We start from the raw sequence: 23,485 nt of genomic DNA, 5'->3' as shown, positions 1-23,485 counted from the left end.
TCAGCTGACTGGCACCGGTGTGCGCAGCGCGAAGTAGACGCGCACGAACGGCGGCAACCGGTAGCGGCCGACCACGAGCGGCTCGATGAGGTGGACCCCGGCGAGCGACTCCAGCACCCGCTCGATCTCACCGGGGTCGGCCCCGAACATCCGCGCCGCCTTGTGGTAGTCGATCACCTCGGTGTCCTGGCGCGCGAAACACCTGAGCAGGTGGCGTTCGGGATCGGTGAGATCCTGATCGGCCGCGATCATCGGGGCCAGCATCGCGGCGCAGTCGGACGGGAGCGCGTCGGCGGACTTGCCCTCCCGCCGCATCTTCAGCAGAAACATCTCGATCGTCCAGTCGGGGCGGGAGCCGAGCTTGCCGCCGGCCACCCTGATCGGCGTCGGCAGTCGCGAGAGGTGTTCCAGCAGTACCTCGACCTGCTCGGGTTCCGCGTCCGCGCGCACCGGTCCGATGGTCCTGCGGAAGAACTCCCGCGCCTCCGGCTCGGTCAGCCCGGCGATCTGCACCCAGCTCACGCCGGGCAGCTCGTGCAACCGGCGGACGCTCGTGAGGATCATCGCCGATCCGGGCGTGGCCAGATCGCGCACGGAAGCCGCGTCCCGCACGTCGTCGACCACGACGAGGAACCGCTTGCCGCGCGCCTTCTCCCGCCACAGCGTGGCCCTGTCGCCGACGGGGTTCTCCACACCGACCGCCCGCAACAGCTCACCGGCGACGTCCCTGCCCCTGACGAAGATCTCCCCGTCCGGGAAGCGGCCCTTCACGAGATGGCCGATCCGGGTGGCCAGCACGGTCTTGCCGCTACCCCGCATACCGGTGATGCCCACGGTGCCCGGCAGCGTCCGCAGAGCCTGCGCGATCTCCTCGGCACGGCCGGCGAAGTCGATCAGGTCCGGCGGCAGTTGCTCCGGCCTGCGCGGCGCGGTGAGATCGCCGCTGAGGATCTGCGCGTGGACCCTGCGCAGCTCCGGCCCCGGTTCGAGACCGAGCTCCTCGCGGAGGAGGGCGCGTGCCCTGCGGAATTGGTCGAGTGCTTCGCCCTGCCTGCCCTCCAGGTAGAGCGCGCGCATCAGGAGGGCGCGGGGACGCTCCCTGAGGGGGAAGGCGGCGACGTGGGCCTGTAGCTGAAGTACGTCGAACTCGCGTTCCAGGCGGTCCTCGCGTGCCTTGAGCCGGTGGTCGCCGAGCCGCACCCGCTGCGCGTCGAAGTAGGCACTTTGGAGGCCCTCCAGGGGTTCGCCGCCGCAGTCGTCGACGATCTCCGCGCGGGCCATGTACCCGCCGTCCCTGGACTTCAGGTCCAACTCCGGAAGCGCCTTGCGGATCTTGTACACGTACGTCCGCAACGCCATCACCGCGCTCGGCGGCGGGTCGTCCCAGACCATGCCGATCAGCTGGTCGTTGGTCAGCCTGACGCCGTTGTTCAGCAGCAACGCCGCCAGCACCGAACGCTGTTGGCGCGGCCCCAGTTCGATCTCCTCCTCGTCGCGCCAGGCTCGTACGGGACCCATCAGCGAAAATCGCAGGCTCATGCGACAGCACAACGCGCACGCGGATCGCCTGCTTCCCGGCGTTCTCCGCGTTGGCCACGTTCCGAACCGCCTCTCCGCGCCAGGACAACCCGCCACTGCCGTACCGGTCCTCCTACCGCGCCACCTTCGCGATCGACTCCAGCACCTCTTCGGGTTCTCCGTCCGGGGTCACCGCCTTGCCGATCCGGCGTCGGATCTCGGTGGCCACCTCCGACCAGTTGGTGCTCTCACCCCATGGCGCCGTGAGCCCGCCGTCCGTGGCTTCATGCGCCGCGTCCGCACTGAACTGGCATCACAGCCTGAGACCATCCGCCTTCAGCGGTGTGGTCGCGCGCGCGAGCCGGGGCCGGAGGGGGGGCTGAGGGCCGTTCGGGGCGGGAAAGCGGAGAACGGCGGTGGAAGTTGCCCACCCCACAGCGAAGTCACGGCTACATGGGGAAGGCCGGGGCGGCGGTCTCCTCCGTCCAGTCGCCGTCGAATAGTGCGGCGACCAGGCGGACGCGCTCGTCGGGGAGCTGGCCGGAGCGGTGCTTGGTGCGGGCCTTGGCGAGCCAGGCGCCGATCCTGACCGTGTCCCCGTCGAGGCGGACGCCCTCAAAAGGGTGCGGATCCTCTGAAGTGATGGTCGGGATCAAGCAGTGAGGCTGTAGTTCTGCTGGTTGGGGCTGGGATAGAGGCGTTGATGTTCGCGGGCTGTGTGGAAGGTCCAGTAGTCTTCGAAGTCGCCGTTTGTTATGAATGCGCGCAGTCGGAGGATGGCTTCGCCGCCGTCGAGTCCCCAGCGGGCGCCGGTGATGTCCGCGTCCCCTCGATCTTCGCCGTCGTGGCCTCCAGTCCGATCCGCGGCACGATCTGCTTGGCCTGCAACGGACCCGCAGCATCAGCGACAACACCCCAGCTACCAGGCCCTCTCGCCACGGCGGCACCGCCGTCACTCCGATCCCGTGAGGCGCCGCAGCTTCCTCGGCGGCCGACAACTCCGCCAGCACCTGCATGACGCTCTCCCGCGTGATCTCCCACCGCGACAGATCCGCCCCGGCCTTCTCCAGCCGGACAGCCAACTCTGCGGCCTCGGCCTGGAGTTCTTCCACCCGCTGTCGAGCCGCGGCCTCCCGCGCCTGGAGCTCTTCCGGCAACGACACCATCGCGCCCACCTCCACCTCGCCACGGTAGAAGTACGACGACACCGCCCACACGGCAATCAGCGTCTTCCCAGCTCAGCTATCCCTCGAAAGGATCCGCACGCTCCTTCTCTGTGCTGTGCCCGGTCATCGGTTCGCGTGGACTCGCACCACATTGAACGGCGGTTGTGGGTCGGCGACCTGGAACTGGAGGTTGACGATCAGCAGGTCGCGTCCGTCGAAGGCCGCCGTGGAAGGGCTGTGCATACCGTGACCGTGGATAGTGCGCCCGAGCTTGGCCCTGGTGTAGTCGTGGCTCAGTTTCAGGATCGCGACCTGGCCCTCGGGATGGTCGAGTTCGGTCACGGCGGTGAGGGTGTTGCCGCGCAGCAGCAGACCATCGCCGGAGACGCCCTTAACACCGCCGAGGTCGATGGGAACGACCTTGTGGCTGATCGTGTCGATGCGGTAGAAGGCGTAGTCGTTGTAGTCGGCCAGCAGGACGTAGCGGCCGCCGTCCGTGACGACCAGGCCGTTGCCGTTGAAGCCGGCGTTGTAGTCGGTCGGGGACTTGGCCAGGTCCGCACCGACGTGCAGAGGCAGCTGGACGTGCTTGCTCGTCAACTCCGCTGCCGTGATGTGCCACAGCACCGGGTGGACGGAGCCCGAGATGTAGGCGTCCCCGTTCGGGGCGAGGGCCACGTCGTTGAGGAAGACGTCGGCGCGGCCGGTGTCGAACACGTGCAGCAGGGCGCGGGTACGGGTGTCGTAGACGAAGACCTTGCCGGTGGCGCCGCCCGCGACGATGAGGCGTCCCGCGCGGTCGGTCTTCATGCCTGCGACGGAGGTGCGCCCGTCCTTACCGCCCGGCAGGAACACCTTGGTCGCGCTCTGGCGGACGTCACCACGGTAGACGGTGCCGTCGCTGGTGCTGCCGACGTAGAAGTAGGGCGTTCCCTGCTGGCGGGCAATGCCCTCGGGGTAGGTCCGGCTGCCGGGGATCGAGTAACTGGCGGGCAGGTGGGCGCGGTGCTGAACCGAAGCGGCGGTGGGCCTCCCGGTCGCGTCCGGGATGGCGAGCGCCGGGGCTGTGGCTGCGACGGCAAGTCCTTCTGAAGGCGTGAGCTGCGATGAGCAGAAGGACTGGGCTCAGTGGTCGGCGGGGAAGAGGGACCGGTTGGCGATGTCGATGATGAACGGGCCGACATGGGAGGGGTATCGGTCCACGATCGCCTTCTTGTACGCCTCGCCGTCGTCGCCGAGCAGCTCTTGGGCGTCCGCGAGGTAGCGACGCACCTCCTCGTAGATCTCCGGCCCGGCGGGCAGGCCGTGGCCGGCGAGGATCGTGTCGTAACCGGATTCGGCGGCCAGCGCGTCGACCACCTGCTGCCAGCCGGCGATGTCGTTGTTGCCCAGGTAGAGATGGACGTCGTGGTAGACGAGGTCCTGGGCTATCAGGACGCCCTGCTCGGGGAGCTTGACGAGGAGTTCGTCGGCGGCCTCACCACCGGAGACGGCCTGGAAGACGAACGGGATCCCGTCGACGACCTCGGTGCCAGAGGTGATCTCCACGGTCGGCGTGAAGTCGGCGACCGGGATGACCAGGCCGCTGGGCAGCCGGCTGTCGCCGCGCGCGACGATCTGCTCGCGCACCTGGGCCAGCGCGTGAACGGGGACGCCGAAGCGGGCGGCACCGTTGTAGTGGTCCGGGTGGGCGTGGGTGATGATGAGCCGGTCCAGCGGCTTGCCGAGCCCCTTGGCATAGGCGACCGCCTCGTCCGCGTAGGCGGGGATCAGCTGGGCGTCGACCGCGATGACCCGCGCGGGAGTCTCGATCAGCTGCGTGGTCGTGTGGAAGGTGTCCGCCGGGGACATGTAGCTGTGGATGCGGACCGCGCCCTTGTCGAGGACCGTGACCGTGCCGTTCATGAAGGGGCCCCTTGTGGTGAGGGCGGCCGTGCGCCGCCTTGACGTCATCCACTCTCGCCGCAAAAACAGAGGCAGACGAGATAGCCTGGAGACCCGGTGTGGTAAATCGAGGACATCCAGGAGGCGGTGATGAACTCCGCGGATCTTGGCCAGGCTTCTCCTTCCCGGGGCGGCGGCATCCCCCGGCTGGACTTCAACCCGCCCGAAGAACGGATCCCCGGCTTCGAGATCATCGAGCTGGCCACCCTGCACGGGCGGCGCCGACGCAGACGGCCGGATGCGGTGCACCGGGTCGATTTCCACACCCTCACCCTCGTCACCGAGGGCAGCGGCGAACACGCCGTAGACTTCGTGACCTACCCCTGCCGCCCGGGCACCCTGCTGTGGATCCGCCCCGGACAGGTGCAGCGCTTCGTGCGACCAGGCACCGCAAACGGCACCCACCTGTTGTTCACACCGGCCTTCCCGCCCCACTCCAGCAGCGCCAACCGGCTGGTCAACGAGTGGTACGGGCCGGCGTGCTGGCAATTGGGCGCGAGCCCCGACTACGCGGTGCTGTCCACCCTGCTGGGCCAGTTGCGGGCCGAGTACGGCCGGCCGGAACAGACCGTGTCTGCGGAGATCCTCCAACTCCTGCTCGCCACCGTGCTGTTGCAGATCGACCGACTCCCCCACCCCGACGGCGGCGGCGACCCGCACGCCGGCGGGGAGGTCTACACCCGCTTCCGCACCGAGCTGGAACTCTCCTACGCCACCACCCGCCGCGCCGCCGACTATGCCCACCGCCTCGGATACACCGTCAAGACACTCACTCGCGCCTGCACGGCCGCCACCGGACAGCCCGTGAAGCACGTCATCGACGGCCGCGTCGCCCTGGAGGCCCAACGGCTGCTCGCCCACACCGACGAACCGGTGGCGACCATCGCCCGCCACCTCGGCTTCCCCGAACCCACCAACTTCGGCAAGTTCTTCACCCGCCACACCGGCGTGACGCCCGGCGCCTTCCGCCTGGCCCATCAGGGCCAGCAGTGAGCCCGTGACAGGCTGTGCCGACCGGGCGGCCTGGCGCTTGAGCGGCGCGGCATGATGGAAAGAGAGCACCCGGCAGCTCTGCGGCTCTGGCTGCCGAGGCCCCCTGCGCACAGACGTGCGCTGCAAGGGCCCACGGCACCGCTGCCACGGCCCCCTGGTCACGCACGCACCCCGCCGCCTCCGGTGAAGGACTCGATCAGCGCAGCCGTCTCCGGTCGGCCGATGGCCTGCGCGATCACTCGAGCCTCCGCGCGGCCGACCTACTCGCGGGCCAACTCACGCGAGCACAGGAGCAGTTCGGCCTGCCCGAGTGCGTACAACGCTCGCGCCTGCGGGTGCCAGCACGAGCTTCGTGGAGACGGCCGACACACCAACGTCGCAGCTGAGAACGCGGCGAGGAGTCGAGCACCGCGAGATAGCGCCAGCCCCAGGTCAGTTGTCACCCGCATCCGGCTCCGCAACAACCGCCGGACCGGCGCGGAGCATGGCCCTGTAGAGGGCGTCATGCTCGGGTGAGGCGGGCAGGGAGCGGCGGGCGGGGGCTTCGAAGGACTGGACCAGCAGGGCGACGACGCGGCGCCAGGCGTCGGGGGCGGCGTCGCCGGTGGCGTTGACGACACCAGCGTTGGCCATGTGCAGCAGCACCAGGTCCGAGGAGTCGAAGTCCTCACGCAGCCGGCCTGTGGCCTTGGCCCGGCCGATGAGTTCCACCATGCCCTCATATGCCTCGTTGCGGCGCCGCTCCAGGGCCTTGGCGGTGGGGAAGGTCGTGGTCAGGACGTCGGCGAAGCCGCTGTCGGCGGCCTGCATCGCGCAGGCGGTCTCGATGTAGCCGACGAACCCGTTCCAGGGGTCGGGGTCGTCCAGCGCGGCGGCGACCGCTTCGGCGTAGGCGTCCATGCGGTCAATGAAGACGGCGTCGACCAGCTCCTCCTTGGGGGGGGAAGCGGCGGAACATGGTGGCGATGCCGACACCCGCCTCACGGGCCACGGAGGCCATCGAGGCACCCAGGCCGTCACGTGCGAACACCTTGCGCGCGGCGGCGGTGATCCGCTCACGGTTGCGCTCGGCGTCGCTGCGCAGAGGTTGGGCGGCGGAGCCGCCGGGATGCTGGGTGCCGGGGGTCATACCGGGGAGTCCAGCAATCGGATTGCCCTATCCATTTTTGGTGGTACGGTGGCAGCAGCGAACCGGAGCGCCCTATCCGAATCTCGATATGGGTAGGGCTATCCGGATGGCTTTCTTCCTTCGACCAGCTTTTGGAAAGGATCACTGTGACCAGCATCGCCATCGTTGGAGCCGGCCCCCAGCTGGGCCTGGCCATCGCCCGTACCTTTGGCTCCCAGGGCTTCGACGTCGCCCTGATCTCCCGCAACCGCGAGAAGCTCGACGGTCTTGTCGGCACGCTCGCCGCCGAGGGCCTCACCGCCGCCGCGTTCCCCGCGGACGTGCTCGACCGCGACGCGCTCACCCAGGCGCTCAAGGACGCCGCCGCACACTTCGGCGGGATCGATGTCCTGGAGTACTCCCCGGTGGGGTCGTTCGGTGTCATCAAGCTGACCGCTCCGGCCGAGACCGAGCCGTCTCATGTGGAGTTCGAGATGAACTTCCAGCTGTACGGGGCCATCGCCGCCACCCAGGCGGTCCTCCCCGCCATGCGTGAGGCCGGCGCGGGCACCCTGCTCTACACCACCGGCGCCGGCTCGATCTGGCCCGACCCGCGGGTCGCCAACGTCAACGCCGCCGCTGCGGCGCTGCGCAACTGGGCGATGAACCTGCACAAGGAGCTGGACGGCACCGGTATCCAGGCCGCCCACGTCGGCATCGACTCGTCGATCGGTGTCTCCGTCATCCCGGGCGTGGAGGCGGCCAAGCCCGAGCAAATCGCCCCCCTCTACTGGGACCTGCACACCACCAAGCGCGACGAGGCCGAGCTCGTCTTCCGCCTCGATGCCGACGGCTTCCCCCGCGCCTGACACCGCGTCGGCTCTGCTGACCCGGCCCCCCTCGTCGCACCCCGATCGCGTCGCGGCGTCCCAGCGCCGCGGCGCGACCCCGAAGAAGACTCCGCCCCTATGAACGTGTACCTGTGGCCATCGGGCTGAGCCTCCCAGCTGCCTGGACATCGCAACGGTGCTCACTCCGCCGGCCTTGCAGTGATCATGGTCCCGGCCATGGGCCTCCACACCCGCCGCAAGGAGCCAGCCACAGCGCTCAACGCGGTCTGCTCAGCCTCACGTCCATCTCTCTGGGCATCCACCGACACCAATGACGCGACACCAAGCACTGCAAGGTCGCCCGCACAGCGTCCACCGGGCCCTCGCCCGACCCCACCGAGGAGGCTTCATGACCTACGCATACCACCCCGACATCACCCCCTGGCTCGAGATGCTCCCGAGGCCATTCGCCGACTTCCATGAACTGCGCGCCGTGGGTGAGGCAGCGGTCCGAGCCGGCCTGCCGACCTACGAACCGGACATCCCGATCAGCACCCGCGACATCACCGTTCCCGGGCCCGACGGCGCCCCCGACGTGATGGTCCGTGTCTACGCGCCCGCTGAGCGGGTCGGCCCGCTGCCCGGCCTGCTGTTCCTCCACGGCGGCGGGTTCATCATGGGCAGCGTCGAGCAGTTCGACGCCACGGCCACCCGCATCGCCGCCGAGGTCGGCACGGTCGTGGTCTCCGTCGAGTACCGGCTCGCCCCGGAACACCCCTTCCCCGCCGGCCTGGAAGACTGCTACGCGGCCCTGGTGTGGACTGCGAAGTCTGCGAGCGAACTGAGCATCGACCCCGACCGCCTCGGCATCGCCGGGGAGAGCGCCGGAGGCGGCCTCGCCGCCGCGGTGACCCTCCTCGCCCGCGACCGCGGCGGACCCGCGCTGTGCTTCCAGTACCTGGGCGTCCCCCAACTCGACGACCGTCTCCAGACACCGTCGATGCGCGCCTACGACGACGTCCCGCTGTGGAACAGCCGTGCAACACAGGTCAGTTGGGGCTGCTACCTCGGGGAGGGCCGCCCGGGCACCACCGACGTCTCTGGCTACGCCGCACCGGCCCGCGCCGAGGACCTGTCCGGACTGCCTCCGGCGTTCATCTCCGCCTGCCAGTACGACGCGTTCCGCGACGAGGACATCGAGTACGCCCAGCGCCTCGCACACGCCGACGTCCCCACCGAACTCGTCCTCTACCCCGGCGTCCTGCACGGCGGCCTCATCCCCGAGTCCGCGGTGGGCAAGCGCGTACTCGCCGACATGCTCGCGGCGCTGCTTCGCGGCCTCGGCGCACAGGGCAGTTGACGACACCTCTCCGGGCTCCTGACGGCATCGGCGACCGCACTGATCCTGCCCACAGTGTCGGCCGATACCCGCCGAGGAGAGTTTCGCGGTCTGTCAGCCCGACCGGGCCACCGCACCAGATCCCGGCGCTCCGCCGCCGTCGTCTGGTCCCGCTCGACGTCAACGGTCTCGGCAGGCACCGCCATCACAGCAGGCCGTACGCGTAACCGCGGACCGAGCCGCCGGTTCCTCGCCGTGAAGCCCCGGGGGCACTCATGCGGTCATGCGGCCAGGAGAAACAAGGGCCTCTATCAAGTCGGGCCTGATCGTAGGGCTCGTACGGCCCACAACCGCGGAGGCGGTGGTGGCGGCACTTCAGGCACCACCGCACTCTCGCCGCCCGATCCACCGTGCCTCCGTGACACTTCTACGAATGGACCGCTGTGACCACCATGTCGTTCACCGATGCGGCACGCACGTGCCTCACATCCAAGTTCGCCACGCTCTCCGGTCGCGCACGGCGCGCGGAGTACTGGTGGTTCTCATTGCTGTACATGGGCGCCGCCGCCGTGATCGCCGGGAGCAGCTTCGCATTCGAGCTTCCGTTGCTCAGCCTGTTGCTGGTGCCGTTCGTCGTGCCGATGCTGAGCGTCTCAGTCCGCCGGTTGCACGACACCGGTAAGTCCGGGTGGAGAATGCTCATCGCCCTGATTCCGGCCGTCGGCCCCATCCTGTACCTCGTGGGCATGACGGTGGACAGCTCTCCGGGCGCCAACCAGTACGGCCTCTCCCCCAAGGCCGCCGACCAGCCCGTCGACTGAACCGACGACGTGGACGGTGCCCGGTCCGGACCGCAGCCCGAACCCGGTCACTCCGCCACCGTGGCACCGCATTGCTGACCAGCTCGGAGACCACCAGCAGCGCCGCATCGGCCGCCGCGCCGCCCCGGGTGCGCGCACGGCCAGAAAGCCGCGCCACGTTGGTGATGCGCTCGGCGAGCTCAGAGCCAGCCCCCGCCAACGGGGGGGTATTCGTCGCCGGGTGGATGGATCGCCGCATCCTCCGAGGAGTGAACACTCGATCGCTCCCCTTGCCTGCCCCCAAAAGATCGGGTTCATATCCAGACGGCCACGAGCACGGACCGAACGGGCTACTCGGGCAGTCCGGCACCCGGCACCGCGCGATTCAGTGACTGAAGGTCTCCGTACAGGGCGCGTGGAAGGCTGCGGCGAACTCGCAGGCCCGCTCCTCGCTGGCCACATCGTTCAGCATGAAATGCACCAGGCCCGCACAGGCGTCCGGGCCGGCCTCCCGCTCGCTGACCAGGTGAGCGATAGGCCTTGCGGAACAGCTCCTCCTTGTTGCCGAAGGCCGCATAGATGCTGCACCGGTTGATCCCCATGGCCTCGGTCAGCGCGGCGAGCGAGGCGCCCTCGTAGCCCTCGGCCCAGAACACCCGCATCGCCACCTCCAGCGCCTCATCGGTGTCGAACGACCGGGGCCGTCCCGTGCTGGGCATCGGAGCCTCCCTGAGAAGAAGTTCGCCGCCACGGAAGGAATCTTGTGGTTGCTCAAGTTAATGTCATCGCGGCTATAGTAACCGAGCCGTTCGGTTCGTAAATGAAGTGTGGAAGAAATCGGAGACCCCTCTGTGAGCGCCCAGCCCGCCCCCGGTACCCCCCAGTCCGACATACGACCCCTCGACGGCAAAACCGCCCTGGTCACCGGCGGGTCCCGGGGCATCGGTGCCGCGATCGTGCGCCGCCTGACCGCCGGCGGCGCCCAGGTCGCCTTCACCTACACCAGTTCCAAGGCTCAGGCCGACGCGGTGGCCGAGGCCACAGGCGCCCTGGCCGTACAGGCGGACAGCGCGGACCACGAAGCCGTCCGGACCGCGGTCAGCCGCACCACACAGCACTTCGGCGGACTGGACATCCTCGTCAACAACGCCGGCATCTCCCACGCCGCGCCGATCGAGGACTTCCCACTGGAGGAGTTCGACCGGCTCATCGCGGTCAACGTCCGGGGCGTGTTCAGCGCCATCCAGGCCGCTGCTCCCCACCTCGGCCAGGGCGGTCGCATCATCACCATCGGCAGCGTCATTGTCGACCGCGTCCCCTTCCCCGGCGCAACCGTCTATGCCCTGACCAAGGCCGCCGTCGCCGGCCTCACGCGCGGCCTGGCCCGCGAACTCGGTCCGCGCGGCATCACGGTCAACAACGTGCAGCCCGGCCCCACCACTACGGACATGACCCCTGACTCCGGCCCGTACGCGGAGTCCCTGAAGCAGCTCATGCCGCTCGACCACTTCGCCGAGCCCGCCGACATCGCCAGCGCCGTCGCCTATCTCGCCGGCCCCGAAGCCCACTTCATCACCGGCGCCAACTGGAACGTCGACGGCGGCATCGCTGTCTGACCGCCCACCCCGGGCGGAGTCAATTCACCTGACCACTGTGACAACCCATGCCACCGGACGTACTCCGGTTCCCGGCGGCAGAGATGGACATGGTTCGGCCGCCGGTGAGCCGGAGTCTCTCGTGGCCCGCCCCCACACAGCCGCCATCCGCCCACTCCGGACGAAAGAGAAAGAGCACAGCGATGCAGAGCGCACTTCATGTACTCAGAGCCGGGAACGTCTTCGACGGCGTCCAGGTCAGAGGGCCTGGCATGGTGCTGATCGAGAACGGTCTGATCCGGGATGTGGACTTCACAGGAGCGGCCCCACCCGAGTACGCCACCGTCACCGATTTCGGGGCGGCGGCATGGCTGCTTCCGGGACTGGTGGACGCGCATGTCCACCTGTGCTGGGACGCGAGCACGGATGCCGTGGCCCACGTCACGAACGGCGACCCCGGCACCATCCTCGACACCGCCCGCACCGCGGCGGCGACCGCACTGCGGACCGGCGTCACCACAGTCCGGGATCTCGGCGACCGCGACTACCTCGCCCTCGCCCTCCGCGACCAGGTGCCTTCCACGCAGCGCCCCGAGATCGTCGCCGCCGGTCCGCCGATCACCACCCGCGGCGGCCACTGCCACTTCCTCGGCGGCGAGGCCGAGGGAGCCGACGCGCTGCTGGCCGCGGTACGCGAGCGGGCCGAGCGTGGATGTGACGTGGTGAAGGTGATGGCCGGCGGTGGCAGCATGACGCCCGGCTCCAGCCCCCTGCACCAGCAGTACGGTCCGGCAGATCTGCGGCTGATCGTCGAGGAGGCGCATCGTCTCGGGCTCACCGCGGCCGCGCACGTCCATGCCGCCGACGCGATCGGGGATGTGATCGACGCCGGCTTCGACACCATCGAGCACTTCACCTTCATGACCCCCGACGGTGCCGGACTGCGGGACGACCTGCTCGACCGGGTTGTGAAGCAGGGGATCTTCGCCAGTCTCACGCTGGGAGGGACGCCGGGCGCACCGCCGCCGCCACCGGCCATTGCCGCCCGCATCGACGCCCTGATCGACGTCCTGACCAAGGTGATCGCTTCGGGCGCACGGGTCGTCGTCGGCACCGACGCGGGCATCGAGCCGGGAAAGCCACACAACGTCTTTCCGTACGCGCTGGTGCAGCTCGCTGAGTTGGGCATGCCCACCCTCGACGTGTTGCGGTCCGCGACGACCGAGGCCGCCGAAGCGGTGGGCCTGCCCGGCCGCAAGGGCGTGCTGCGGTCCGGCGCGGACGCAGACCTGCTGGTCGTCGGCAGCTCACCCGCCGCCGACGTCTCCGCCCTCACCGAAATCCGGGCCGTGTACCGGGCCGGCCACCGCCTGCCCGGGAACTAGTCTCCGCCCAGCCCCGGTGGGCTTGCCATGAGAACGCTCCTTGCCGAGCCAATCGAGGCTGGGCGGAAAGGGACTCGTCGCCGAGAGCCCGGGAGTACGCACCGCGCAAACCGGGCGGGAGGCGACGGCCGGGGATGACACGGTGCGGCTGTCGGCCGTCGCGCGGACGGCCGTGAAGAGCTCGTCGCGCGGGGCGTCCTTGAGTAGTTGACCCGTTGCGCCCGCCTTGATGGCCGGCAGGGTGTCGTATCGTGTCCAAGGATCGGTCGAGACCACGGCGTCGACGACGAGAGCGATCCATGGGTTCTTCTCGATGTTGCGGTGGTGGAAGCGGTCCTGGCCGCGGTGGTCGGGCAGGTCGTGCGCGCCGACACTGATCGTCCCCGAGTCGCCGCCGAAGCCGACGATGACGGGAACGACGCGGGGCCGTCCTTTCGACGTGACGGTGGCGGGGCAGGCGGGCTTCTGGCCCCGGGGGGCGCGCTCTCGTTCTCGCTGAACGCGGAGCCCGTCGCGAGACTTCGGCGAGGCTGTCGAGCGCGCGTGAGTCGAAGTATTCCTCGATCCGTGCCACGAGCCCGTCTGAGTCGATCTCCAGCCGCATCATCGTCGGCATCCGGAACTGGTCTCCGGAGCGGAGCGCCGCGGTCAGCGTGTACTGCAGGAACGCCTGTGAGCCGACTGTCGTGATGCGTCTCAGCCGGGCGTTTCAGGTGATGGCCCGGTAGTCGGATCAGGCGCTCGGCCAGGTGCTGAGGGCCTGATCGACGACGCGGTGCAGGTCTTCTCGGCTGGCGCCACCGGCGGCCTGTACGGCGAGGCCCTGCCCGACGGTGTGCACATAGCGGGCGAGGGTTTCCGGGTCGGCGGTGGAAGGCAGGTCGCCCTCGGCCTGGGCCTGTTCGAACCGTTTCCGCAGGGCGGCTACTCCGGCCTCCCGGCGTTCGGCCAGGTCGCGACGGACCGGTTCGCTTTCCGGGCCGGCGGCCAGCGCGGACTGCACCAGCAGACAGCCGCGCGGACAGTCCGGGAGGGTATGGGCGTCCGCGGCTCCGTGCAGCATCGCCTCGGCCACTTGCCGGGCGGTGGGCAGCTCAAGAGCCGGGGCCACAAAGGCTCCCGGGCCCTCCACATAACGGTCGACGGCCTTGCGGAACAGCTCCTCCTTGTTGCCGAAGGCGGCATAGATGCTGCGCCGATTGATCCCCATGGCCTCGGTCAGCGCGGCGAGCGAGGCCCCCTCGTAGCCCTCGGCCCAGAACACCCGCATCGCCACCTCCAGTGCCTCGTCTGTGTCGAATGATCGGGGCCGTCCCGTGCTGGGCATCGGAGCCTCCTTGAGAAAAAGTTCGCCGCCGCGGGAGGAATCCCGTGGTTGCTCAGGTTAGTGTCATCATGCATATAGTAACCGATCGATTCGGTTCGCAATTGCCCATGGGCCCCAGCCCGCCCCCGGCACCGCCCAGAAACCGGCGCACTACTGATGGAGCCGACAGTGACGCAGTACCCGCTCTACGAGAACCCCTACGACAACCTCCAGGTCGACAGCGACACCGAGTTCGAGCTGCACGGCGTGACGCTCGGCGATAGCGAGTTGGCGGCCTACGTGACGACCCTGTCGCCGTACGTCGCAAAGCTGCAGGCGTACTTCCGCCTCTTCGACGTCAAGCACAAGGTCGTCGCCGAGCCCATCCCCGACGTCGGACCGCGTGGGAAGGTGCCGTACATCACCGTCGGGGAGACCAGGATCTCCGACTCCCAGCTCATCATCGACTGGCTGAAGCGGACGGTCTCCGACCCCGACACGCACCTCACCGAGGAGCAGAGGGCCATCGGCCACGCCGTGAAGCGCACGCTGGAGGACCACCTCTACTGGATCATCATCTACTTCGAGTTCTTCGACCAGCAGGGCTTCGACTTCATCGTCAGCAACACGCTCGGCGACACGTCTGCGCTGCCGGCCGAAGTCCAGGAGGCCATCCGGGTGCGCCGCGATGACTTCCGCAAGCGCTGCTACGACCAGGGCATCGCGCGGTACACACCGGCGGAGATCATCGACAAGGCCAAGAAGGACTTCGAGGCCATCTCGGTCATCCTGGGCGAGAACCGCTTCCTCCTCGGCAACGACGCCCCGAGCTCCTACGACGCGACGCTGTTCGGCTTCACGCAGGCGTTCTTCCAGGCCCGCGGCATGCACCCGGAGATCACTGACTTCGTGCGGACGATCCCGAACCTGGGTCGCTACATCCAGAACATCCAGGAGACCTGGTACCCCGAGCTCAAGCTGGCCTTCAACCCCGCCTGAGGCGCTACGAGCTCACCCATCCCGGTGGGCCGACGAACACGGCGACGTGCGCGCCGGCCCACCGCAACCCCGCACACGTCAGGGTGTCCCGTGAACAGGAAGGTGCCATGCCGCTCGCCGTCGCCGTCATCTCCGAGAAGCTGGGGACCTACGCATCCCAGGACACGACCAAGATCGCCGACGAGGCACTCGTGCGAGGCCACACGGTCCACGAGGTCTGTCCCGCCGCCGTGAGCCAGGTCGAGGGGCGCCTGATCGCCAAGGCGCGCCTGTACACGGGTGCCGACGCGGCCGACAGGCAGGAACACATCCGCGTCGACCTCGAGGACATGGACGTGATCCACTTCCGGCCCAACCCGCCGGTCGACATGTCCTACCTCACGACGCTGTACCTGCTGGACCGGATAAAGGACAAGGTCCTCGTCATCAACGACCCGGAGAGCATCATCCGCTTCCCGGAGAAGATCTTCCCTCTCGAGTTCCCCGAGTTCACGCCGCCCACGCTGATCAGTCGCGACGTCGACGAGATCCGCGACTTCACCGATCGTCACCAGGACGTCGTCATCAAGCCGCTCTACGAGTACGGCGGACGCGGGATCGCGAGGGTGACCTCGGCGGCATTCGACGAGGAGCTCGTCAGGGCCCGGCTGGCCGAGGGCAGCCCCCCGCTCGTGTCACAGGCATTCCTGCCCCGCGTCACCGCGGGCGACAAGCGCATCTTCTTCGTCGGTGGCGACGTTGCCGGAGCCTTCGTCCGGATCCCGAAGCACGGCAGCTACATCGCCAACATCGCGCAGGGCGGTTCGATCCACCGGACCACCATCACCCCGCGCGAGGAGGAACTCGCGCGACTGCTGGGGCCGAAGCTGGTCGAGCGAGGGATCTACATCTGCGGCATCGACGTCATCGACGATCACGTCACCGAGATCAACATCACCTCCTCCGTGGGGTTCTCCCAGATCGAGGAGCTGTACGGCGAGAAGCCTCAGATCGCCCTCTGGGACCTCATCGAGAAGGCGGCGTAGGCGGGCCGCGGTCGTCAGCAGGTCGTAAACACCCGACATTCACCACGGACTCCGAAAGGAGCTCGCCATGCCGGCAGCACACCACTCGATCACGTACGAGAAGCTGCGTGAGGTCACGGACGCCATGTTCGCCGCGACGAAGGACGACCTGCTGGGACTCGAGGCCGAATGGGCGGTCCATCCGGTGGCGGACCCGGTGACCCGCCCCGACCTGGGTCAGCTGCTGACCCTGGCCGACTCCCCGCTGCCCGAGGCAGGGCGTGTCAGCGTGGAGCCGGGCGGCCAGATCGAGCTGTCCTCGGTCCCTCAGCCATCCGTCTCGGACGCGATCCGCGCCGTGGACACCGACGCCGCCGTGCTCGAGCAGAGGCTGTCGCGACTCGGCCTTCGGGCTGAGAGCAGGGCCGTGGACGTGCGCGCCCCCGTCCGCATCCTCGACCAGCCCCGATACCGGGCCATGAACGAGCACTTCGACCGCCAGGGGGTCGCGGGCCGCTGGATGATGACCAACACCTCGTCGGTGCAGGTCAACATCAGCAATGACCCCGCGGACCCGCTCGGTCGGTGGCGGATCCTCAACCTGACCGCACCGGTGCTGATTGCGATGTTCGCGAACTCCCGCGCCGTCGACGCCTCCGGTACCACGTGGGAATCGGCGCGGCAGGGCATCTGGTGGAACATCGACCCCACGCGCACCCGGCCGGTCCCGATGTCGGACGACCCCAGCGGCAGCTGGCTGTTCTACGCGCTCGACGCGCTCGTGTTCTTCATCCCCACCGAAGGGCCGGGACATCCGGGCGGCGCCGGTGTGAGCAAGTCGATGACCTTCCGTCAGTGGATGTACCGCGGACACGAGCTGGGGTGGCCGACGATCGACGACTTCCGGTACCACCTCACCACGCTCTTCCCGCCCATCCGCCCCCGAGGCTGGATGGAGCTGCGGGTCCTGGACGCGCTGCCTCGCGCCGAGCGCGCCGCCGCTGCGTTGGCGGTCGCGACCATCGGTCAGTCAGGCGTCCGCGAGGAGCTCCACGAACGACTGCCGGACACGAGCGACCTGTGGCTGGACGCGGCCCGTTACGGGTTGCGTCACCCGCGGCTCGCCGAGGCTGCGACCATCCTCTCGAGCGTCCTGTCGACGTACGCGCCGGAGGTGGCTGACACCCGCGAGCACGTCGACCTGCTCGACTCGTTCCTCAAGAGGTTCACCGCGCGGCACCTCACCCCCGGCTCTCGCGCGTGGTTGCCGTTACCCATCGACCTGACCGGCGCCGGCGTGCGGCGGTCGCCGTCCACGCCACCGACCACGAATCTCGTCGCCACGCCCGGCCTCGCCTGCACGACCTGAGCCGGCTCTTCGCAGTTCTCACACTGACCCGGTCCGCCGTCCTGTCCGAGGGCAGTCTGGACGGCCTGCTGATCGAGATCGTGGAGTACGCCGAGCGGACCCCGCGATCGCTCCCGGCGAACTCACCAGCTCTCCGAACAGGGCTTTTTGAACATCGCCTTCGGATCTCGCAGCGTCGCGGAAAGCCTCCTCGAAAAAAAGCTCGCCGCCGCGGAATGAATCTTGTGGTTGCCCAGGTTAGTGCCACCATGATTATAGTAACCGAGCGGTTCGGTTCGTAAATGCAGTGTCGAAGACATCGGAGACCCCTATGAGCGCCCAGCCCGCCCCCGGCACCACCCAGTCCGACATACGGCCCCTCGACGGCAAAACCGCCCTGGTCACAGGCGGGTCCCGGGGCATCGGTGCCGCGATCGTGCGCCGCCTGACCGCCGACGGCGCCCAGGTCGCCTTCACCTACACCAGTGCCAAGGACCAGGCCGACGCCGTGGCCGAGGCGACGAGTGCCCTGGCCGTACAGGCGGACAACGCGGACCACGAAGCCGTCCGGGCAGCGGTCAGCCGCACCACCCAGCACTTCGGCGGACTCGACATCCTCGTCAACAACGCCGCCGTCACATACGCCGCGCCGATCGAGGACTTCACGCTCGAGGAGTTCGACCGGATCATCGCGGTCAACGTCCGGGGCGTGTTCAGCGCCGTCCAGGCCGCCGCCGCCCATCTCGGCCAGGGCGGTCGCATCATCACCATCGGCAGCGTCAGCGCCGACCGCGCCCCCCAGCCCGGCATAAGCGTCTACGCCCTGACCAAGGCCGCCGTCGCCGGTTTCACCCGCGGCCTGGCCCGCGAACTCGGTCCGCGCGGCATCACCGTCAACACCGTGCAGCCCGGCCCCACCGACACGGACATGAACCCCGACTCCGGCCCGGCCGCGGAATGGATGAGGCAGCTCACCACGGTCGGCCACTACGGCAAGCCCGCCGACATCGCCAGCGCCGTCGCCTACCTCGCCGGCCCCGAAGCCCACTTCGTCTCCGGCAGCACCTGGAACGTCGACGGCGGCTCCTCTGTCTGAGGCCCTATCCCCGGCGGCCGCAATCCACCTGAACATCCCGGTGCCCGCGATCGACGCAGAGTTCTCGACCGGCGCCAACGTCGAACACGTCACGCAGCAGGCCGCCAACGACGCGACCCCACCGGCCGTTCCTGGCGCAGTCCACTTTTGCGACCGAACAACCACCGGACGCCCTCACGAAGGCGTCGCACGCCACCGGCCTCCACCCGCACCGCTGCGCGCGACGAATCCGCTACTACCCCCCTACTAAAAGGACTTACCACCATCATGAACGCTTCCACCACAGCCTCCACGACCGCCGTAGCCGTCGGGTCGGAGGAGCCGCTCAGCCCCGGCTACGACGCGGCGACCAAGGACGACGACGAGTTCAACAAGCTCTTCCGGCATGGCTTCACCACCATCGACGACGTGCAGATGCACTACGTCATCGGAGGCGACGGCCCGCAGGTCATGGTGCTGCTGCACGGCTGGCCGCAGAGCTGGTACGAGTACCGCCAGGTCATGCCCTCACTGCTGCCCGGCCGCACCGTCATCGCCATCGACCTGCCGGGCATGGGCGACTCGACCGGAAACCCGTCCTCCAGGACCAAGGCGGTCCTGGCCACGTACATCCACAAGCTGCTCAACCACCTCGGCCACCGCGAGAACGTACACGTCGTCGCCCACGACTTCGGCGTCAGCGTCGCCTACCCATTGGCCGCCCAGTACCGCGAGCAGGTGTCGGGCCTGTTCCTCATGGACTACGGCCTGACCGGCAAGAACCTGAAGTTCGCCACCATCGAGTCGATGTTCTGGCACTTCTCCTTCAACAAGCAGAACCCGCTCGCCGAGGAACTGGTCACCGGCCGGGTCGAAACCTTCCTGACCCACTTCTTCCAGGGGATGAGGACCGCCGGCGAGAACGTGTCCGACGACGAACTGGCCGAGTTCGTCCGGCTGTTCTCCCGCCCCCAGGTCCTGCACGCCGGCTTCGAGCTCTACCGGACCGAGACCCAGGACGAGGCCGACAACACCAAACTCCAGGAGACCCCGCTGACCATCCCGGTCCGCATGATCACCCAGGCCGGCCTCGCCGACATGGTCCTGCCACCCCTCCAGGACGCCGCCCCCCACGCCACCTCCGCCGACGTCCCCGGCGCCGGACACTTCCTCCTCCACGAAGCACCCGACCGCGTCCTGGCCGAGATCAACGCCTTCTACCCCACCCCCACCTCCTGACCAAAAAGCACCACACGGCCACATGACCACATGACGTCCGGGGACCGTCCGATGCAGAGCTCGCACGGTCCCCGGACGGCGACCTCGACAGCCGACACACCGAAGTGAGAGGAAACCCCTGATGCACAGCCAACCCACTTCCGTCCGCGATGTTCCTACTCGCGTATTCGCCGCCTTCGACGCGGGCGATATCGCTGCGCTGGACACCCTGGTCTCGCCTGATCTCATCGACCACAACCTGCCCCCAGGGGCTCCGTCGGCGATCGAGGGAATGAAGAGGATGGTCGCTGCCATGCGCGACGGGTTCACCAACGCTCACCACGAGATCGTCTACCAGGCCGAGACAGACGACGGCTGGGTCGTCTCCCAGTGGGTGATCACAGCTACCCACACCGGCCCATGGTTCGGACTGCCCGCGACCGGCCGTGACGTGACCTGCTCCGGCATCGACCTCGCTCGGGTGGTCGACGGCCGGATCGTCGAGATCCGGCACGTCGAAGAACTGCTGCAACTGCAGATGCAGCTCACCGGCTGAGGCAGCAGCAAGGATGCATCAGCGCGGCGTGAGCGGACCAGACAAGGACCCCGGCGAAGAGCAGAAGTTGACCGCCCCACAGACGCTTCGCCGGAGGTTCTCATGGCCCACTCTGTTGCCCTGTTGGCTCCTGAAGGCCGTCTGACGACATATCGGAGGCGCTCGCTCCATTCGTCACCTACCCAAACAAAACGCGCCCAACAACAGGCCATTTACAACAGAAGGAAGGCTGAGGAAGCGGCTACGGCGGTGGGTCAGCAGGTGTTCCTCCAGCACACCCTCACGGCTCTCCTCACGGGCAGTCGGTTACGGCTTCCTGACTTCATGCGTGTCGAGCTCAGTCCCGACGGTCTGATCAGCAGGATCGATGAGTACTACGACTCCCGTGCGACCGATGTGCTCGCCGAGGCGGGACTGTAAGAGGAACGACCCTGTCTCACACTGCGCGGCCGAGAGGATCAAGGAGAGAGATGTCGAGCAAAGAAAGACAACTCTGGACGTCATCAGCAACCGGCACACCAAACGCGGGGACAGCTCAACTACGCCGTCCCCGACGTCCTCCAGCTCCAGCGCCGGATCCGCCGCTGCAACGCCGACACCGACTTACCGCACGGAGACATCGTCGCCCTGGCCCTCGATGCCTGGCTCCGCGCAAAGGGCTACCCGCCCGACCTCAAAGTGCCAGAAATGGAAGTCAGCTGAGTAGCTGACTCGCCCGAAACGGCGTCAAGTCATCGGTACTTCACGGCGGCGCGACGCCGCTCAGGACCCTGCCGAACACTCGGACATAAGGGCCGCAGCGGGCAGGGTTTCCCTACACACCCGCTACCCACAACGGTGCGTGCCAGTGCCCAAGTCTCCGGCACCGAGGTCGAAGGATCCGCCCGCGCTGTGCCGGACAGCGAGACGGGGGTGCAGGACATCGATCCCCCGTACCGTCCCCGTCCCCAACGGCCCCACTGGCCGGGGTGGCCGATCCCGCCTTCGCTCGCGCGGTCGACGAAACGCAGCCGGCACCCGGCGAGTGGAGCGCGGGCCTTGCCGCGCGGCGGAGCGGAGACCGACGCCGAAGCTGCGATCCGTAACCAGGTTACGTCCATGCTCGCCACCAAGGGACTCTGCGTTCATGGGACCCGCGACGACGTTCAGAGCTCGCTTTCAGACCGTCAGGCGCTGAGTGCGTCGATCAGAGCCTTGGTCACGTCCTCCGTCGTGGCCGTGCCGCCGACATCGCGGGTGAGGATGCCCGCAGTGGTCGTGGCCTCGATCGCCTTGTACAGCCTGGTGGCCTGGTCGGGCAGGCCGAAGTGCTCCAGCATCAGGGCCGCGCTGCCGACCGCGCCGATCGGGTTGGCCAGGCCCTGCCCTGCGATGTCCGGGGCGGAGCCGTGGACCGGCTCGAACATGCTGGGGAAGCGGCGCTCCGGGTTGAGGTTGGCGCTGGCCGCGAGGCCCAGGCTGCCGGCCAGCGCGCTGCCGAGGTCGGAGAGGATGTCGGCATTGAGGTTGGAGGCGACGACGACCGAGAGATCCTCGGGGCGCAGCACGAACTTGGCCGACATCGCGTCCACGAGCACGCTCTCGGTCTCGACGTCCGGGTAGTCGGCGGCGACGCGCTTGAAGACGTCGTCCCACAGGACCATGCCGTACTGCTGGGCGTTGCTCTTGGTGACGGAGGAGACCTTCTTGTGCGTCCGGGTGCGGGCCAGGTCGAAGGCGAACCGCATGATCCGCTCGCAGCCCACCTCGGTGAACAGGGCCGACTGGACGGCGACTTCACCGCCGGGTCCGCGGCCGGAGAGGTTACGGCCGCCGAGGCCCGCGTACTCGCCCTCGCTGTTCTCGCGGACGACGACCCAGTCGAGTTCGGTGTGGTCGGCCTTGCGCAGGGGGCTCTGCACGCCGGGCAGGAAGTTGACGGGGCGGACGTTGGCCCACTGGTCGAAGGTCTGGCAGATCTTCAGGCGCAGGCCCCACAGGCTGATGTGGTCGGGCACGCTCGGCCAGCCGACGGCACCGAAATAGATCGCGTCGAAGTCCTTGAGCTGCTCCAGGCCGTCGTCGTCGATCATCTTGCCGGTGCGCTCGTAGAACTCGCAGCCCCAGGGGAACTCATCCCAGGCGAAGTTGAAGGGGGCGGCGGAGGCCTTGGAGGTCTCGGCCAGGGCGTCCAGGACGGCTCGCCCTGCGGCGACGACCTCCTTGCCCACCCCGTCGGCGGGGATGGCGGCGATGCGGAACGTGCGGGGTGCGGTGGTCATGGGTGCCTCCGGCTCGCTGTCGTGCGGTCGGTTCGAGTCAACACACCGACGTCATAGCGCGTCCAAGACCTGCTTTCGATAGGACGTATAGGCACAGCCGATCGGTCCTGCGTCAGGCGGCAGGTGCCCGCCGCTGCGCCAGCGACCTGGTGAGAACGAGGAACGCCCGCGCGGCCGGCGTGAGGTGCGCGGGCAGGCTGACCATCGTCACGTGAAGGTGGGCGGTCGGCTCGATGGGCGCGACCACGGCGCCGCAGCGGCGGGCCAGCCGGGTCCACGAGGAGGGCAGCACGGCGACACCCACCCCGGTGAGGACCAGCGGCAGGATCGAGGTGCGGTGGTCGACGACCGTCACGATCTCCGTGCCGGTGCCGCCTGCGGTGATGTCGTCGACGATGCTGCGCATCAAGCTGCCGGTGCGGGACGCGATGAGCTTCTGCCCGGCCAGGTCCTCGGGCCGGATGGTGACGTCGTCCTCGATCGCCCCGCCGGGTGCGGCGACGACCACGAACGGCTGGTCCTCGACGTGCAGGACGTCCAGCCCGGACGGGTGCACGGGAGCGGCGCTGCCCAGCAGGCCCAGTTCGCAGGCACCGCTGCGGACCAGGGAGACGACCTCGTCCGGGGTGAAGGCGGCCTGCGTGCTCACCGTCACCGACGGATGCAACTCGCCGAAACGGTGGATCAAGGTCGTCAGCGGCTCGATGCCGGGCGAGGGCATGGTGGCGACCTCGACGGTACCGCCGTGCAGCCCGGCGAGCGCGGCCGCGGTGTCCCGTACGGCGGCCAGGTCCCGCAGCACGCGCCGGCTCGGCTCCAGCAGTTCCTGTCCGGCCTCGCTCAGGATGACGCCCCGCCCCACCCGGTGGAAGAGGGCCACCCCGAGATCGGCCTCCAGGTTCGCCATCGCCTGGGACAGCGACGGCTGGGCCACGTGGAGCGCGGCGGCGGCCTTGCTGAAACCGCCGTGCTCGACGATGGCGAGGAAGTACTCCAGTTGCCGGGCGTCCACGGCGCCTCCCCGCTCTGTGCTGGTACGA

General features: G+C 68.6%; 22 protein-coding genes and 3 pseudogenes. 13 read left to right on the top strand and 12 right to left on the bottom strand.

All coding sequences use genetic code 11. From position 1 onward, the window contains the following. The 5 genes and pseudogenes from EHO50_RS15970 to EHO50_RS15945 form a co-directional block, all read right to left on the bottom strand. Entirely contained in the window at positions 1–1,518 is a 1,518-nt protein-coding gene (locus tag EHO50_RS15970; RefSeq protein ID WP_164904861.1) for an AfsR/SARP family transcriptional regulator, read from the bottom strand. A 449-nt stretch (positions 1,519–1,967) separates the two neighbouring features. Further along, a complete protein-coding gene (locus EHO50_RS15965; RefSeq protein WP_246101185.1) occupies positions 1,968–2,174 on the bottom strand; it encodes a helicase associated domain-containing protein in 207 nt (68 codons plus the stop codon). Then, positions 2,171–2,338: pseudogene (locus EHO50_RS15960) on the bottom strand (ISKra4 family transposase); the annotation flags it as partial. The pseudogene EHO50_RS15960 and the gene EHO50_RS15965, both read right to left, overlap by 4 nt. Before the next feature lie 469 nt (positions 2,339–2,807). Next, positions 2,808–3,494, bottom strand: coding sequence for an SMP-30/gluconolactonase/LRE family protein (locus tag EHO50_RS15950; RefSeq protein WP_181449630.1), 687 nt, complete (start codon positions 3,492–3,494; stop codon positions 2,808–2,810). A gap of 315 nt (positions 3,495–3,809) precedes the next feature. Continuing rightward, entirely contained in the window at positions 3,810–4,589 is a 780-nt protein-coding gene (locus EHO50_RS15945) for an MBL fold metallo-hydrolase (protein WP_128430818.1), read from the bottom strand. Between the two features lie 129 nt (positions 4,590–4,718). On the opposite strand from EHO50_RS15945, the gene EHO50_RS15940 reads away from it, so the two are divergent. After that, positions 4,719–5,621 (top strand): AraC family transcriptional regulator, encoded by a 903-nt coding sequence (locus EHO50_RS15940; protein WP_128430817.1) that lies wholly within the window; start codon positions 4,719–4,721, stop codon positions 5,619–5,621. A gap of 432 nt (positions 5,622–6,053) precedes the next feature. Here the strand turns inward: EHO50_RS15940 and EHO50_RS15935 are convergent, their stop codons facing one another. Together EHO50_RS15935 and EHO50_RS45830 are read right to left on the bottom strand one after the other, a co-directional pair. Further along, a complete protein-coding gene (locus EHO50_RS15935; protein ID WP_342786935.1) occupies positions 6,054–6,521 on the bottom strand; it encodes an SbtR family transcriptional regulator in 468 nt (155 codons plus the stop codon). A gap of 4 nt (positions 6,522–6,525) precedes the next feature. After that, positions 6,526–6,750 carry a TetR/AcrR family transcriptional regulator gene (locus EHO50_RS45830; protein ID WP_342786934.1) on the bottom strand — a complete coding sequence of 75 codons (225 nt, stop codon included), beginning with the start codon at positions 6,748–6,750 and terminating at the stop codon, positions 6,526–6,528. A gap of 146 nt (positions 6,751–6,896) precedes the next feature. Between EHO50_RS45830 and EHO50_RS15930 the strand changes: the two genes are divergently transcribed. The 3 genes from EHO50_RS15930 (at position 6,897) to EHO50_RS15920 (ending at position 9,719) form a co-directional block, all read left to right on the top strand. Continuing rightward, a complete protein-coding gene (locus tag EHO50_RS15930) occupies positions 6,897–7,598 on the top strand; it encodes an SDR family NAD(P)-dependent oxidoreductase (protein WP_128430816.1) in 702 nt (233 codons plus the stop codon). A gap of 370 nt (positions 7,599–7,968) precedes the next feature. Next, entirely contained in the window at positions 7,969–8,919 is a 951-nt protein-coding gene (locus tag EHO50_RS15925; protein ID WP_128430815.1) for an alpha/beta hydrolase, read from the top strand. A gap of 431 nt (positions 8,920–9,350) precedes the next feature. Continuing rightward, on the top strand, positions 9,351–9,719 hold the full coding sequence (locus tag EHO50_RS15920) for a DUF805 domain-containing protein (RefSeq protein ID WP_128430814.1): 369 nt from the start codon (positions 9,351–9,353) through the stop codon (positions 9,717–9,719). Positions 9,720–10,233: 514 nt separating this feature from the next. Here the strand turns inward: EHO50_RS15920 and EHO50_RS15915 are convergent. Then, a pseudogene (locus tag EHO50_RS15915) lies at positions 10,234–10,417 on the bottom strand (TetR/AcrR family transcriptional regulator); the annotation flags it as partial. A gap of 132 nt (positions 10,418–10,549) precedes the next feature. Between EHO50_RS15915 and EHO50_RS15910 the strand changes: the two are divergent. After that, positions 10,550–11,314 carry a 3-oxoacyl-ACP reductase family protein gene (locus EHO50_RS15910; protein ID WP_246101184.1) on the top strand — a complete coding sequence of 255 codons (765 nt, stop codon included), beginning with the start codon at positions 10,550–10,552 and terminating at the stop codon, positions 11,312–11,314. Positions 11,315–11,496: 182 nt separating this feature from the next. Further along, the gene (locus EHO50_RS15905; RefSeq protein WP_128430813.1) at positions 11,497–12,678 is read left to right on the top strand and encodes an amidohydrolase family protein; all 1,182 of its coding nucleotides are present in this window, start codon (positions 11,497–11,499) and stop codon (positions 12,676–12,678) included. Positions 12,679–12,747: 69 nt separating this feature from the next. Here the strand turns inward: EHO50_RS15905 and EHO50_RS45055 are convergent. Beyond that, positions 12,748–12,933, bottom strand: a pseudogene (locus EHO50_RS45055) (DNA-binding response regulator); the annotation flags it as partial. Positions 12,934–13,411: 478 nt separating this feature from the next. Further along, positions 13,412–14,005 carry a TetR/AcrR family transcriptional regulator gene (locus EHO50_RS15890; RefSeq protein WP_128430812.1) on the bottom strand — a complete coding sequence of 198 codons (594 nt, stop codon included), beginning with the start codon at positions 14,003–14,005 and terminating at the stop codon, positions 13,412–13,414. Positions 14,006–14,173: 168 nt separating this feature from the next. Between EHO50_RS15890 and EHO50_RS44525 the strand changes: the two genes are divergently transcribed. From EHO50_RS44525 to EHO50_RS44015, 7 genes are all read left to right on the top strand, one after another. Beyond that, positions 14,174–14,983 carry a glutathione S-transferase family protein gene (locus tag EHO50_RS44525; protein WP_181449629.1) on the top strand — a complete coding sequence of 270 codons (810 nt, stop codon included), beginning with the start codon at positions 14,174–14,176 and terminating at the stop codon, positions 14,981–14,983. Between the two features lie 107 nt (positions 14,984–15,090). Next, entirely contained in the window at positions 15,091–16,008 is a 918-nt protein-coding gene (locus tag EHO50_RS15875) for an ATP-grasp domain-containing protein (RefSeq protein WP_128430811.1), read from the top strand. Positions 16,009–16,075: 67 nt separating this feature from the next. After that, positions 16,076–17,356: a glutamate-cysteine ligase family protein gene (locus EHO50_RS15870; RefSeq protein WP_128430810.1), complete on the top strand. Its 1,281-nt coding sequence runs from the start codon at positions 16,076–16,078 to the stop codon at positions 17,354–17,356. Positions 17,357–17,666: 310 nt separating this feature from the next. Further along, entirely contained in the window at positions 17,667–18,431 is a 765-nt protein-coding gene (locus EHO50_RS15865) for a 3-oxoacyl-ACP reductase family protein (protein WP_128430809.1), read from the top strand. Positions 18,432–18,698: 267 nt separating this feature from the next. Beyond that, positions 18,699–19,649, top strand: coding sequence for an alpha/beta fold hydrolase (locus EHO50_RS15860; RefSeq protein ID WP_128430808.1), 951 nt, complete (start codon positions 18,699–18,701; stop codon positions 19,647–19,649). Between the two features lie 121 nt (positions 19,650–19,770). Further along, on the top strand, positions 19,771–20,184 hold the full coding sequence (locus EHO50_RS15855) for an ester cyclase (RefSeq protein WP_128430807.1): 414 nt from the start codon (positions 19,771–19,773) through the stop codon (positions 20,182–20,184). 249 nt (positions 20,185–20,433) lie between these two features. Further along, on the top strand, positions 20,434–20,604 hold the full coding sequence (locus tag EHO50_RS44015) for a nuclear transport factor 2-like protein (RefSeq protein WP_164904860.1): 171 nt from the start codon (positions 20,434–20,436) through the stop codon (positions 20,602–20,604). 746 nt (positions 20,605–21,350) lie between these two features. On the opposite strand, the gene EHO50_RS15845 is transcribed toward EHO50_RS44015, so the two are convergent. Next, positions 21,351–22,445: a tartrate dehydrogenase gene (locus tag EHO50_RS15845; RefSeq protein ID WP_128430806.1), complete on the bottom strand. Its 1,095-nt coding sequence runs from the start codon at positions 22,443–22,445 to the stop codon at positions 21,351–21,353. A 112-nt stretch (positions 22,446–22,557) separates the two neighbouring features. Next, positions 22,558–23,457 carry a LysR family transcriptional regulator gene (locus tag EHO50_RS15840; protein ID WP_128430805.1) on the bottom strand — a complete coding sequence of 300 codons (900 nt, stop codon included), beginning with the start codon at positions 23,455–23,457 and terminating at the stop codon, positions 22,558–22,560. Between the last annotated feature and the right edge of the window lie 28 nt (positions 23,458–23,485).

Source organism: Streptomyces cyaneus (assembly GCF_004028635.1).
GTDB lineage: Bacteria > Actinomycetota > Actinomycetes > Streptomycetales > Streptomycetaceae > Streptomyces > Streptomyces cyaneus.
This window is presented reverse-complemented; position numbering and strand designations above follow the sequence as displayed.

What these genes read in the sequence shown, in the direction of transcription:
- EHO50_RS15970 (WP_164904861.1), bottom strand. Translation starts at nt 1,518, where the DNA reads ATGGGTCCCGTACGAGCCTGGCGCGACGAGGAGGAGATCGAACTGGGG.
- EHO50_RS15950 (WP_181449630.1), bottom strand. Translation starts at nt 3,494, where the DNA reads ATGAAGACCGACCGCGCGGGACGCCTCATCGTCGCGGGCGGCGCCACC.
- EHO50_RS15945 (WP_128430818.1), bottom strand. Translation starts at nt 4,589, where the DNA reads ATGAACGGCACGGTCACGGTCCTCGACAAGGGCGCGGTCCGCATCCAC.
- EHO50_RS15940 (WP_128430817.1), top strand. Translation starts at nt 4,719, where the DNA reads ATGAACTCCGCGGATCTTGGCCAGGCTTCTCCTTCCCGGGGCGGCGGC.
- EHO50_RS15935 (WP_342786935.1), bottom strand. Translation starts at nt 6,521, where the DNA reads ATGGACGCCTACGCCGAAGCGGTCGCCGCCGCGCTGGACGACCCCGAC.
- EHO50_RS45830 (WP_342786934.1), bottom strand. Translation starts at nt 6,750, where the DNA reads ATGACCCCCGGCACCCAGCATCCCGGCGGCTCCGCCGCCCAACCTCTG.
- EHO50_RS15925 (WP_128430815.1), top strand. Translation starts at nt 7,969, where the DNA reads ATGACCTACGCATACCACCCCGACATCACCCCCTGGCTCGAGATGCTC.
- EHO50_RS15920 (WP_128430814.1), top strand. Translation starts at nt 9,351, where the DNA reads ATGTCGTTCACCGATGCGGCACGCACGTGCCTCACATCCAAGTTCGCC.
- EHO50_RS15905 (WP_128430813.1), top strand. Translation starts at nt 11,497, where the DNA reads ATGCAGAGCGCACTTCATGTACTCAGAGCCGGGAACGTCTTCGACGGC.
- EHO50_RS15890 (WP_128430812.1), bottom strand. Translation starts at nt 14,005, where the DNA reads ATGCCCAGCACGGGACGGCCCCGATCATTCGACACAGACGAGGCACTG.
- EHO50_RS15875 (WP_128430811.1), top strand. Translation starts at nt 15,091, where the DNA reads ATGCCGCTCGCCGTCGCCGTCATCTCCGAGAAGCTGGGGACCTACGCA.
- EHO50_RS15870 (WP_128430810.1), top strand. Translation starts at nt 16,076, where the DNA reads ATGCCGGCAGCACACCACTCGATCACGTACGAGAAGCTGCGTGAGGTC.
- EHO50_RS15865 (WP_128430809.1), top strand. Translation starts at nt 17,667, where the DNA reads ATGAGCGCCCAGCCCGCCCCCGGCACCACCCAGTCCGACATACGGCCC.
- EHO50_RS15860 (WP_128430808.1), top strand. Translation starts at nt 18,699, where the DNA reads ATGAACGCTTCCACCACAGCCTCCACGACCGCCGTAGCCGTCGGGTCG.
- EHO50_RS15855 (WP_128430807.1), top strand. Translation starts at nt 19,771, where the DNA reads ATGCACAGCCAACCCACTTCCGTCCGCGATGTTCCTACTCGCGTATTC.
- EHO50_RS15845 (WP_128430806.1), bottom strand. Translation starts at nt 22,445, where the DNA reads ATGACCACCGCACCCCGCACGTTCCGCATCGCCGCCATCCCCGCCGAC.